We start from the raw sequence: 13,323 nt of genomic DNA, 5'->3' as shown, positions 1-13,323 counted from the left end.
AATGTTGCGAAGTAAACCGCCGGCTGGTCATCAACCTGGCAAGATTGGCGTCACGCTTTGGAAGAGGAGGCCGGCGGAGCTTGCAATATAGGATTAAATCAATAGAATCAGGCGGATTGATTCATATTTATGGCTACAACCTATAGGGCAGGTAATTAAATGATGGCCATGAAACACTGCGAGTCATTCTATTGATAAAAAGCAATTAACTATGGCTGTAAAATACAAAGTCATTGAAAGAGGGCAACCAGGTGTTGCCGGCGGAGGCGAAAAAAAGTTCTATGCCAACGCCCTTACAAACGGTGAATTAACACTGGAAAAATTAACCACACGCATTGAAAAGATTAGTACTGTTGGCGGTGCCGACATTAGAGCTGTATTATATGCTCTTGTGGATGTGATGACAGATGGCCTTGAAGAAGGAGCCATTGTGCGCCTGGGCGATTTAGGTAGCCTAAGGGTGAGCATCAGTAGCAATGGTGAAATTAATGAAGAAGATATCACATCTCATTCCATCAAGTCTTCAAAATGCATTTTTACACCCGGCAAAAAGCTGAAGCAAATGCTTAATAATTTAGAGTACCAGAAAGTAGATTTATAACTTTCAACGACCTGCCCTAAAAAACGTGCCTATGTTTTAGTAAAAACGTAGGCACGTTTTACTAAAAACATGCTTACGTTTTTGTCAAAACATAAGCATGTTTTTTCGCTTTAACCATTGATGCTGATTACCAATCAATTACAAAACCTCCAAAATGAGATGTAGCTGAAGGTAATTTGCCTAAAAAAACAAGCTAAAAGCCTGGCAAAAACCTGCTTTATACCCCCACATTTGCCACCCTAAAAAGATGACCACCTACCCTCTCTCACTACTCACTTTTAACTCTTCACTCTTATCCATACTCTTCTGCCCCCAAACAACACCCGAAACAAGACCGAAGACACAAGACCTAAGATACAAGACAAACAGAGATAAGTGAAAATTGATGAGTGCTGAGATGACCGGGTCTATAAGGATCGCATCTCAATGTACCAAACCAATATATAGATGCGATCCGATACAGTACCTCAACCAGCAACTCCAGACCCTAAACCCGAAACCAGCAACCAACCCTAAACCCACAACTCTGCCCAACTACTGACCACTGGCTTCTCACTTCTCATCTCTCACTACTCACTCTTCACTTTTCACTTTTCACTCTTCACTTTTCACTCTTCACTCTTATCTATACTCTTCTGCCTCACCACTAACTACTAACCACCAACTACCTCCCACTCATCAACTCCACCCCATCTTTTATCAACATAAGTATGTGCATACCGAAATAAATTCTAATTTAGCAGGCACTAATCGGAAAAACTGCCCCCCTGACCGGGGATAATGTGAGCGTAATAAGGGGCAGGAAATCATAAATGACTAATAAATGTATGGGTACCCATGTGCCGGTAGCAATTGCTATACGCCTTAGTGGTTGATAGTGGTATGAGAGTGCGGAGATAAATGAGTTGGCGGCAAGGCAAGAAGAACCAAAACTGCAACAATTATGGCAGATAAGATAAAAACAAATATAAGCTGTGAGAATATTGCACCGATTGAAAACTTGAATCGAGAAGTTAAATCAGGTACTTTAAAAATTGGTGTTTTTGCGAATAATGGAAGTGGAAAAACATTCATAAGCCGATTATTTAGACTTACAGAAAACCAAACAGTATTAGAGCTAGAAGATGATGGAACCAGTCCAACAGATAAGTTAATTTCATTTGGTAAGAACAATGCAAAATTTTCATTCTCAATTGTAGATAAAGAAGGAAATACAAAAGATGATTTTAATATTAGATTATCTAAAGGTGAATTGCCTGAAATTCCTAAAACCGATTATTTATATCATACTTTCAATCAAGATTATGTTGAAGATAACATAAGAGCTTTAGGTTATGAAAAAGACAGTGAAATTGAGGGATTCATTCTTGGAAAAGTTAATATAGATTTAAAAGATGATGAGGAAAAACTGAAGAAAATAGAAGAAGAAGGAACTTCATTGTCCGACCAAGTTAAAAGTGAGATTACAGGTTATTTGAATAATAATATAAATAGTATTCAAAATATTAAGCGACTGGGTGAATACAGAAATCTAAATTACGATGAGATTTTTAAAAGTATTGACAAGGAAGCTATTCCCGTATCAAAGTCATTTCAAGAACTTTTAGATGATTACAATAAAATAAAATCTGTACCAGAGAACTTAGAAGATATCTCATCAGTCAGTAGAGTAAATATAAATTTCGAGCAACTAAATGCGATTAAAGTTAATTGCGAAAAAGAATATACACTTAGTAGTCTTGCTGAAGATTTTAAATCAAAGATTAAAGAGAAACAGCTTTTCATAGAGACAGGAATGGAACTAATTGACGAGAGAAAAATTTGCCCATTCTGTGAACAGGAGCTAAAGCTAGACGCTTTGTCATTAATAGATAACTATACGAAATACTTAAATAACACAGAGGCTCAAACTATTAAGTTGTTTAAGTCATACAAAAAAATAGTAGAAGAAATCATATCTGAAATAAAAGCTCTTGAAGTCTTTAATTCAAAACGTATTCTGGATTATAACACCTATAAAAATAAGTATATTCCATCCTGTTCAGATATTGAGTTAGATAAGTTGAATATCGAAGAAGCTGAATCTAACCTAAAAAAAGTTGAGGAGCTAATCGATAAAAAGCTTTCTAATATTTCAGTTAAAGTTGAGTTTAATGAATCATTATTGGATGAATTAGAAAAGAATCAAGCTTTAACAAACAACACAATTGATTCAAATAACAAGGAAATTGACTCTATAAATGGAAAGAAAAATCGTATAAATGACGAGAATAAAAACATAAGAAAAGCCTTATGCAATAGCGCTTTCAATCAGCTTGTAAGTTCTCACAAGACAAATATTAAGAACATTATTAAACTTCGCACTGATTATAAATCTCTAAATGAAGAAATAAAGAAGAAAAAGGAACAGCAGAAAGTAAGTAAAAAAGATAAAGTCGCTGAAACGATTAAAACTGTCTTGAATTACTTTTTCGCTGATAAATATTCCTTAGATTCTGATTCTTTTAGGTTGATTTTTAAAAGAAATATTCTTGAAAAAAATCAAGCGAAAAATGTGTTGAGCGAGGGTGAAAAGAACATTGTTGCTTTTGCGTATTATATTGGAGATTGTCATTTAAAGATAAATAGTGAAGATGATTACAAGAATCTATTTTTTGTAATTGACGACCCAATATCAAGTATGGATTTCACGCATGTTTATACGCTTAGCGGAGTGATACGTGACATTGATAAAATTATAGATAAATTACTGCGCGTTAAGTTCATCTTATTTACACACAATAATGATTTTATGAGAGTCCTTTCCTCAAATAATATCTTAGACAAAAAGCTTTTGCTTAAAAATGGAGAACTAATAGATTTTAATAATAACCTGACTGTCCCATACATAAGCCATTTAATGGACGTTTATGATATTGCTAACAATGGTGGCATTCCTAACCACACAACAGCAAATTCAATCAGACATATTATTGAAACACTTACAAAATTTGATAAAATAGATACTTCAAGAGAAAGTATTGCTGAATATATTAGAGATAATATCCCATCAGATACAAGAGCTTATACCTTGATTAATGATTTATCACATGGTGGTTGGCGCTCAGAACAAGCCCCAATTACGGATGATGATTTTACAGAAATATGTTCTACTCTAATTGAGTATATAGAATCGAAGTATAAAGGACAAATTGATTATTGTAATAGAATATGCAATTAGGAAATATGCGTGTATTAATTTATAAAAGAACTCATAAAGGCGACCCCGATGACAAAGGGGTATTTGGGAATCAGGATTGTATGGGAAGGATTCGAAATTGGGATTATGATGCGGTTATTGGTATTGGAGGTAAAACTACATTTAAAGGGGATGAAGACATAAAATACAAAATCAACTGGATAGGTTTGAAACCCCAAAGATTTAACTCAGAATCCAAACGAGGTAATTATGTTGCTTTTTCTCATTTTGCATTGTTTGAAGAAAAAGGTGAGGAAATAAATTATCATTACCCGCACCTTTTTGTTTATATGTATAGTAGCCGTAAAAGGTTTGACATGGCATCAGAGTTGCCTTCAAAGGTTTATGAAGAGGTTTTGAAAATATTAGATTCTGTAAAATCTTATCCTCCATCTAATTTTGAAATTACAGATGTAAAAGAACTGGAATCTGAGTGTATAACACATGATTCTCAATGTATAAATAGTTGTGGTGAACCTGTACAATTAACTATAGATGAACAAAATTGTAGAAAGCCCAGCTCCTAATAACTAAGCGTTATGGCTGGTTGAAAACCAGAGTCTGAGCGTCCCGAGTAATTCGGGATTGACGACAACCGGATAGAAATTAGTATGTATGGCGATTGATATAAGTGAGGTGAGTTTTTAACAGCCCTTCAAGAGCCGCTCATAATACATCGCAAACCGCAAACACAAGCAACTCATCATAGCCTCGTCCGTCATAAATAAAAAAACCTGCTCCAATCCTATGCCATTTCAGATTGAAGGTGTTCACCCCTCTTGACAAGTGCATAAACTATTCATTTCTTAACCTGGAGCGGCTTATTTCCATTAACAAATACGCAACTGACAACATTACTACTTTTAAATACTACACACATGGGTACCTTACACAATTTAAAATGCGAGGCATGCAGTGTTAATGCGCATCGATTATCAGCTGATGAAATTGCATCCCTGATGCCGGATGTACCCCACTGGGAATTGATTGAAGATGGGACTATTCAAAAGTTGAAACGGGTATTTCGCACCGATAATTTTATTCAATCCATGGCATTGACCAATGCTATTGCTGAACAGGCGGAGAAAGACAATCACCATCCTCAGCTGATTGTTGAATACTCATCGGTAACGGTTATATGGTGGACGCATAAAATACATGGACTTCACAAAAACGACTTTATTATGGCCTATCATACCTCCAATTTATACGCCAATATTACCGGAGAATGACATGGTAATTAGTCAATGTCATTAAGTTAAGGGTTTTTCGTGCCGCTATACACCTCCAGATACTACCCCAAACCCCTAAAGGGGCTTACCCCGCGCGCTGTTCCCTTTAGGGAAGCAAAGGGTGAGCGTGAGGGAGGCTACTAACTTAATGACATTGTGGTAATTAAGGGGCGTGGCATATCAGTAACTAAGAGCAATTCGCTGTCATACTAATCAATCCTATTGTCGCTGTCAGTATGCATCCTGCCTCTGGCCATTGAAAAGTAGGTTCCTCCTGCACAGATCATTGCAAAAGCCAGAAAGGCATAATGAATACTTTTAATAAACAGCTGGTCTGAAACACCTTCAACCGACTCGCCTTTAAAAAAGATGGCAAATATGGCGGTGGCAATCGTCATACTTGCCATTTGTCCCAGCACCCGCATTGTTGCAGCCATACCACTGGCTAGGCCCGATTTTGTTTTGTCGACTGAACTCATGATGGTATTCATGTTGGGAGAAGAGAAAAGGGCAAAACCAATACCTATAAATCCCAGAATACCTATAATAGCTATTGTTGATGTATCGGCCCCTATAAAAGCCAGAAGGGCTAAACCGAGAGAACAGATGGCCATTCCTGCAGATGCCAGGATGCGCGGCTCCATTCGGTCAGACAGATAGCCCGCTAATGGCGAAAGAAGCGCCATAACAACAGGTTGAGCTATCAATATACTGCCTGCCTCCCGGGGGCTGTAATGTTGAATTTTCTGAAGGTATAAGCTTAGCAGGAAAACGATGGCAAAGGTGGCGCTATAGTTAATTAGCGCTGCTGCATTGGAGTAGGCAAAGAGCTTGTTTATTCTGAACAGATGTGTAGGAAATACAGGAAAGACAACTTTCGTCTGATAAAACAGAAAACCAATGATGAGCAGCACACCAAGCCCAATAAGTATTTGCCCCTGTAAGCTGGTAATTTTAGAAGAACCATACACCAAACACGACAGAGCCAACATATAAATAATAGCTCCCCACACATCCATCCCGGATTGTGGGGATTTGTTTTTATCCTCTCCCAGAAACAGAAAAGCAACCAGCATGACTGCTAGTCCTAGTATACCCGAAATCCAGAAAATACCCTGCCATCCAAAATAATAGGTAACAAACCCACCAACCAGCGGCCCTGCCGAAAGACCAATATATACGGCGGCAACATTTATCCCCAATACTCTGCCCCGCTGATTCACCGGGAATTCGGATATGAGGATAGCGGGTCCCGTTGCCATCAGCATAGCTGCACCAACCCCCTGCAGGAACCTGGCAACAATCAGAATGGTTGAACTATTGGTAATAGCACATAAGAACGTGAACACCACAAAAACAACGGTACCTTGCTTAAAAATACGCTTTACGCCTTTTATATCGGCCCATTTCCCCATTGGCAAAAGAAATATAGCCGATGATAACAAAAAGGAAGTAATGACCCAGCTTAAGGTGATGGCATCAATAGCGAAATACCTTTCAATATCTGGCAGGGCAATGTTAACCGACGAGATAATGAATGGCCCGATAAATGATGTAAGCGTCACAACAAGCAGCACTGATTTTTGTGTCTGGGCCATTTTTTCCATAAACCGGTAGTTTTTATACCAATTACTATTCAAAATGTGCCTTTAGTGCGTTTCACTCCTAAAGCCACTATGAATATGTATCGGCATTATACAAGCGCATTTTAATATTTAAATGGTATTACTTACGCCATCAAGCAAATTAAATGTATCAATAATTTCACAACATTGCCATAGGCCTTAGCTTCTAAGCCTATGGGTCAAACAGCCGAAAAACCAGACAGCACTCATTCAGAACCAGCAAACAAAAAAGCCACCACAACTCGTTAGCTGCAGTGGCTTTATACAAAAACCAAAACCTTTAGTCTATATTATTTGGTCTTTACTTTTTCAGTACTGGGTTAATGTACAGGTCTTCATAATACCCTTCATTCGGACCACCTGTAAACGCGATGGCAAACGGATTGCGGAAAACAATATCTCCTGTTACGGGATCAATATCCCCTATTAAATAACCTTCGGTGATAATTCCACCTGGTGTCTCATCGTCACCAAACATGGTTAGCACATTTGTACCGTCATTGTAGGTCTGCTGACCGTAAGCAATACTAACTGTCATGGCTTCTAAATCAACTGTTCCCTTTACTTTGGTTGACAAGGCAAAATCTTCATTATCGCGATAATACCCAAGCACAATACCTACTTCAGTATCACTGCCCTCAACAGAGAATATTTGATTGACTTCCTGCTGACCATTGCCATTCCATGGCGAATCATAATTCAGTGTATAGGAGCCTAACACTGATGCCAGCGGGTGTTCATCATCAATGATGGTTACTAATACTTTTGACTGCTTACCATCAGCCAGTCCCAGGTCAGCATTAATATCATTGGAAACCATGGTCAGGTAAAACTGCTTATCACCATCTGTCTCGTCATTGTCCATCACTTTAATCGAAACTTCCTGGAAATACTCCCCACGAAATGTAATCGTTTCATCCCCCACAATTTCAAAGTCAACGCCCTCTATTGCCGGATTATCCAATCCTTCACTGTCTGCCTCCAAAACTACCGTACCAATAGCCTTGCTTTTGGCTATGTACAGACTCAAGTCTAATCTGTCTTCTGAGTTTTCGCTTATGGACGCACTCTCAGCCTCAAAAGCAAAGTAGGCATCCTGGTCATCAAACAGTTGCTTATCAGCTTCGCCACATGCCACAACGAGCAGTGCAATAATGGCGAGAAATATATATTTCACTATGTAATTCATAATTTATTGTCTTTTCAGATAACTACTAACTATTCTGTATAACCTCCGTTTTGAACCATGTTATCATTGGCAAATATTTCTTGCTGAGGAATGGGAAATACAAATCGATAATCGCCAGCCGGCAGATTCTTTGCGGTTGTTTCCGAGTCCTCATCTAATCGACTAACACCTAAATTCCAGCGTTTAAGGTCGTAAAAACGATGGCCTTCATAAGCAAGCTCACGGCGTCTTTCCAGCTGCAGTGCTTCCATGGCCTCTGCGGCAGTATTAAAGCTCAATAACACTGGATTGACCATACGCTGACTGCGCAGGTTATTAAGTTCTGAAGCCGCTTCATCCAACATATCTTTGGCGATGTATGCTTCTGCCTTAATCAATACAAGTTCTGATACCCTAAAAACTTTTAAGTCTACTACGTTTGGCTTATCATTGGGGCGACCATCATGCTTGATAACGACATCCTGCCCTCCTGAATTCTTGCCAAAGAAGGCCAAAGCGCGTATGTCGCCTTCTTCATACTGATTCATCAAATCATATGACGGATGAAAGAAGATATCACCATTTGAGCTACGTGTATAGTAATCGCCAAGCGTACCGTTCTCACGAAACAGTTTGAAAATAACCTCAACGCCTTCAGTAACGGCATCATCCCACACGCCTGTATATTCATCACGGTTAGCCAGACGTACACCTGTTTCAAGGCATTTATCAGCGGCTTCAATGGCTAAATCCCAATTGCGCATATATAATCCTACACGGGCTTTTAATGCATAGGCAGCTGCTTTGGTTGCAAAATAGCTTCCCTCAGCTTCATCAGGTAAAGACGGCAGTGCTGCGTCAATATCACCCAGTATATTCTCATAAACTACCCCTTGTGGCAAACGTGCAGGAGACTCTACACCTGCTTCGTATTTATAAGGGATACCCAGCGGATCGTTCGAATCATAGTTTTTACAGTACAGACGTACAATTTCGAAATGCGCATAAGCGCGTGTGAAAATTAATTCGGCTTTGATTCTTTTAACATCTTCATCTTCCGCATCGAAGCGCTCTGCCACCTCTAATATGCGGTTAGCACGGTCTACCAAAGTAGCATTGCCGTTCCAGGTGCCACTTAAATCACCAGTTGAGGCATTATAAGTCCAGTTATGAACCTGCACTCCCTGGCCAGTGTTACTCAATGAGTAGCGTAAATCGTCGCTGGCCCAGTCACTCATACCTACAATACCATGACCTCCGTAAGTACCCATAACCCCAACAAGGCCTTTTTCAAGGTCTTCAATTGTTTCAAATGCTTTATCGCTACTAATTGAATCAGTTGGTTCTATATCTAAAGAACAACTTGACATTAACAGCATTCCTGCCAAAAAAGCAGTGATTATATTTCTATTTTTCATGTGTTAAATTTTATTACATATTGTCACATGGAACTCCCAGTGAATTTTAGCTTGAGATATGTATATCCTAGAAGGTCAAATCAAGACCAAGTGTGAAAATTCGGGGAGTTGGATATTCATATTGGGCAATATTATTGCTGTCCTCAGGATCAAAACCAGTCCATTTTGTCCAGGTAAACAGATTCTGACCTTGTCCATACAGTCGCATACTCCTTATAAATCCAACTTTACTCAATACCGTTTTAGGCACATTATAAGCAATCATCAGGTTGCGGAAACGTAAATAAGAGGCGTCTTCAATATCTTTTGAAGAAAACTCACGCTGAGAGTGAACCCCCTGGATTTCGGTCATGTCACCTGGTTTTTGCCAGATATCTAACATGTTGGAAGACATATTGAACTGCGCAAAATTGGGATTCTCCTGGAAGAATGACTGGTTGTTGAAACGATAAAACCCTTGCGCAAAAGTGAAGTGAGCACTCAACTCAAATCCTTTATAACTCACCGAGGTATTAAATCCGCCAAAGAATGGAGGCTCAGATGAACCAAAGTCTGCCACATTATTATCGGCACTATAGTCGGTGGTAACCTGTCCATCTTTGGTATAATACATGGCATCACCGGTTGCAGGATTAACACCGGCCCACTGCACAATATAATGCGAATTAATAGGCAAACCGACGCGAACGATGGATGTTCCCTGCTCAAATTCCTTTACCTGCCCCAGGTCAGTAATCTCATTCGCATTGTATGACAGGTTGGTTCCTACCGTCCATGTTAAATCGCGGTTACGAATGATGTCGTAATTAATCAGTAACTCGGCACCACGGTTACGCATCTCACCGGCATTGGTGGTTTGGATATTACCCGGAACACCATCCCATGCGGAGAAGGTTTGTTGAATAAACAAATCAGAGGTTCTGTCATTATACAGATCAATCGAACCATTTAAGCGGTTATTAAACAGGTTGTAATCAATACCCACATTGAACTTGTGAGCCACCTCCCATTTTATATTCGGGTCTCCGGCTTGTGCTAAGTAATAGCCAGGATTACCGGCATACTCTGTGTTTGACCAAAGCGTTTTTGATTCAAAATTGCCAATGCCTTCCTGGTTACCGGTGGTACCATAACTGATTCTGAACTTCAGATTATTCACCCAATCAACCTGGCTCATAAAGCCTTCGCGTGCCACATCCCAGGTAAAACCAGCTGAATACAGCACAGCATACTGATTATTCGTACCAAAAGCAGAAGAACCATCGCGACGTAAACTTCCTGAAAAAGTGTATTTACCATCGTAGGTATAGTTAACCAATGAAAACAATGAGAACAAAGCACGCTCACTTTTGTAACCACTTACTGTTGGGATATAACCATTGGTATCGGTACCAGGCGTAATAGTTGCTGGTGTTTCAGGCAATTTAGGATCCAAGCCATAACCTGTATAACCAAAGTTGAAATATTCCCTGTTTAAATATTCTGTTCCGACAACGGCCGATATGGTATGGATATCATTAAAAACCTTTTTGAAATCAAGTGTATTGGTGAAACTGGTGGCCGTGCGACGACTAAAGGTTTCACTGATGGATCCATCGCGTCCCGGAGCACCTTCACCCAGACTGTTTGAGTAAAAGCTATCAGGACTCACCCAACGTTCATACAGGCTGTGACGATAATCAATACCGTACTGGCTTTTAGCCGTTAAATAGGGTAACACATCCCACTCCAGTGTAAAGGCCCCAATAAACTTTGTTTCTTCCTCCTTATTGGTAGAGTTGGCCATCATATCCAAGGCATTGGTTCCTGTTTTACTATATGGGTTGTACAAACTATTATTTTCGTCCTCAGTTAAATGTGGGTTCACGTAACGATAATGCCCGGCTGCTAATTCGCCATCTGCATTGTAAGGCTCTTCCCACGGGTTAGCTAAATAAACGGCAGCATAAGGATTACTTAGCGCCACGCCTCCTTCACTCTCAATATGGTTGATTTTTGATTGACCAATGGTGGTATTAATACCCACTCTGATATTTTCAAACAGCTGATGATCCAGGTTAAGTCGCCCGGTATTTCTGTTTAAGTCAGAACGAGGTGATAAGCCTTCCTGGTAATAGTTCTGGTAAGACACATAGTATTTAGTCTTTTTATTACCACCCGAGAAATTTACTTCATTGCTCATTGTTTTACCATTGCGGTAAAACTGATCCTGCCAATCGGTATTAATCTGGCGTAGTCGATTTAATTCGGCCACTTGAGCTGCCTGCGCTTCAGGACTTAATAATTCGTAGTTTGGGTTCATTGGACTTAACTCCCAGCCCGGACCTTTTTTAGCAATCTGCTCAAACCACAGTTTTTCTGATGAATTCATCATGTCAAACTTCTCAACACCTTTGATAGAAATACCTGACTGGTGACGCACATTAACTGTTGAAGTGCCTTCAGCACCACTTTTGGTAGTAATTAAGATGACACCATTGCTGGCTCTTGAACCATAGATGGCTGTTGATGCAGCATCTTTCAATACACTTACCGTTTCAAAATCATTGGCATTTAAACTGCCAAATACACCCGGCTCAATAGGGACACCATCAACCACATATAAAGGCTCATTGGAGGCCATAATAGAACCCGTACCACGAATTCGTACTTTGGTGTTGCTCGATCCGGGTTGCCCTGAACCACTGGATATTTGCAGACCTGTTGTTTTACCTTGCAGCATCTGGTCAAAAGTAGCAACGGGCATCTGTTCCAGCTCTTTGGCCGACACTACCGAGATAGCACCTTTCAGGCCTACTTTACCTTTACTACCATAGGCCGTTACAACCACTTCATCCAGGTCTTTGCTATCGCTCTCCAGTACTACATTAATGACATTTCTTCCTTCAATGACTTGTTCCTGGCTCGACATCCCAATAAAAGAGAAAACCAGTGTGCCGGCATCTGCCGGTACCGACAGATTATACTGCCCATCAATATTGGTGACAGTACCAATGGTAGTACCCTTTACCAACACAGACACACCCGGCATGGTAAATCCGTCATCTTTATTTGTTACGGTTCCTGTGATGGTGCGCGATTGAGCTTGCAACAAGCCAATACTCACGCAGCACAGCAAAGCCATGAATACGAAAAATCTTTTCATAGATTTAATAGATTAATTAATAGTTGAATTTATTATGCACCTCATTATCAGGTGCTGTATCATAGGTTTCGTACAGCTCGAATACCACCTTTCATCTAACGTTTAAAAGGTAGCTGCTAAGAGTTAATGAAAAAACGTGGGTGTCCGAAAATCAAAAAATCACAATAATAAACTTATAATTCATAAGAAAACACCTCTCCTCAATCCTCTCCTTCAAGGAGAGGAAGCCACTAATAAATAAAGATATCTTCATACATTAGAGATAGTTGCCTTATTAAATAATGTCACCTTCTCCTTGAGGAGGATTTATTCCGCCAGAGCGGAAAGGCTGGGATGAGGTAATGAAGTTATAGATTATTAGTATAAAAAATGTCTCTCTTCATTATCGGACACCCTCATAAATACTTATACTGAGATATTACTCTATGGTTAAAACCATGTTATAATTGGCAAAATTAAACTGCTTGTCAACCACCATAAACTCCAGATTGTATACGCCCGATTTGATATCCATCGGGATAGCTTCTCCAAATAATTCGTATGCCGAAAGATTTTGACTTTTGCCTGATAATTCAATGACTTCGCTTGTTTCCCAAGGCGTATTCCAGCCCTTCAACACTTGTGCTTCTTCTATGGATACCTCCACATGCGACAGCTCTTTATCATCTTCGAATGAAGCATTAACAATTATGGATTGTCCTCTTTGATAAACTGTTTCTGTTAACGGACTTGTAAAAACTGCTGTTGGTGCCATACTATCGCCGGGTTCATCTTTAGAGCAAGACCCGCTTAGCAGGCCAACCACCATTATCAGGTATAAAGTGGTTCTATATATTTTTTTATTCATCTGATTGCATTTTTTCTTAAACCAAGGAGTACCCAAAGAGGCACTCCAA

General features: G+C 39.5%; 9 protein-coding genes. 4 read left to right on the top strand and 5 right to left on the bottom strand.

Annotated features, from left to right (window positions below):
• Nucleotides 1–211 precede the first annotated feature (211 nt).
• The 4 genes from KEM09_RS02110 (at nucleotide 212) to KEM09_RS02095 (ending at nucleotide 5,071) form a co-directional block, all read left to right on the top strand.
• Nucleotides 212–601, top strand: a complete 390-nt coding sequence (locus tag KEM09_RS02110; protein WP_212224707.1) for an HU family DNA-binding protein — start codon at nucleotides 212–214, stop codon at nucleotides 599–601.
• Between the two features lie 943 nt (nucleotides 602–1,544).
• Nucleotides 1,545–3,821, top strand: a complete 2,277-nt coding sequence (locus tag KEM09_RS02105) for an AAA family ATPase (RefSeq protein WP_212224698.1) — start codon at nucleotides 1,545–1,547, stop codon at nucleotides 3,819–3,821.
• On the top strand, nucleotides 3,812–4,366 hold the full coding sequence (locus KEM09_RS02100) for a hypothetical protein (protein ID WP_212224695.1): 555 nt from the start codon (nucleotides 3,812–3,814) through the stop codon (nucleotides 4,364–4,366). Before KEM09_RS02105 ends, KEM09_RS02100 begins: the two co-directional genes overlap by 10 nt.
• A 351-nt stretch (nucleotides 4,367–4,717) precedes the next feature.
• Nucleotides 4,718–5,071, top strand: coding sequence for a 4a-hydroxytetrahydrobiopterin dehydratase (locus KEM09_RS02095; protein ID WP_212224693.1), 354 nt, complete (start codon nucleotides 4,718–4,720; stop codon nucleotides 5,069–5,071).
• Nucleotides 5,072–5,280: 209 nt separating this feature from the next.
• On the opposite strand, the gene KEM09_RS02090 is transcribed toward KEM09_RS02095, so the two are convergent.
• From KEM09_RS02090 to KEM09_RS02070, 5 genes are all read right to left on the bottom strand, one after another.
• Nucleotides 5,281–6,678, bottom strand: coding sequence for an MFS transporter (locus KEM09_RS02090; RefSeq protein ID WP_244824758.1), 1,398 nt, complete (start codon nucleotides 6,676–6,678; stop codon nucleotides 5,281–5,283).
• 319 nt (nucleotides 6,679–6,997) lie between these two features.
• Nucleotides 6,998–7,885, bottom strand: a complete 888-nt coding sequence (locus KEM09_RS02085; protein WP_212224691.1) for a Calx-beta domain-containing protein — start codon at nucleotides 7,883–7,885, stop codon at nucleotides 6,998–7,000.
• 29 nt (nucleotides 7,886–7,914) lie between these two features.
• The gene (locus KEM09_RS02080; protein ID WP_212224689.1) at nucleotides 7,915–9,282 is read right to left on the bottom strand and encodes a RagB/SusD family nutrient uptake outer membrane protein; all 1,368 of its coding nucleotides are present in this window, start codon (nucleotides 9,280–9,282) and stop codon (nucleotides 7,915–7,917) included.
• Between the two features lie 67 nt (nucleotides 9,283–9,349).
• A complete protein-coding gene (locus KEM09_RS02075; protein ID WP_212224687.1) occupies nucleotides 9,350–12,427 on the bottom strand; it encodes a SusC/RagA family TonB-linked outer membrane protein in 3,078 nt (1,025 codons plus the stop codon).
• 418 nt (nucleotides 12,428–12,845) lie between these two features.
• Complete coding sequence (locus tag KEM09_RS02070) at nucleotides 12,846–13,274, bottom strand: DUF4625 domain-containing protein (protein ID WP_212224685.1); 429 nt, start codon at nucleotides 13,272–13,274, stop codon at nucleotides 12,846–12,848.
• Between the last annotated feature and the right edge of the window lie 49 nt (nucleotides 13,275–13,323).

Origin of the sequence: Carboxylicivirga mesophila (assembly GCF_018271975.1) — a bacterium.
GTDB lineage: Bacteria > Bacteroidota > Bacteroidia > Bacteroidales > Marinilabiliaceae > Carboxylicivirga > Carboxylicivirga mesophila.
The sequence above is the reverse complement of the archived record's forward strand: the minus strand, read 5'-3'. Positions and strand labels throughout refer to the sequence as shown.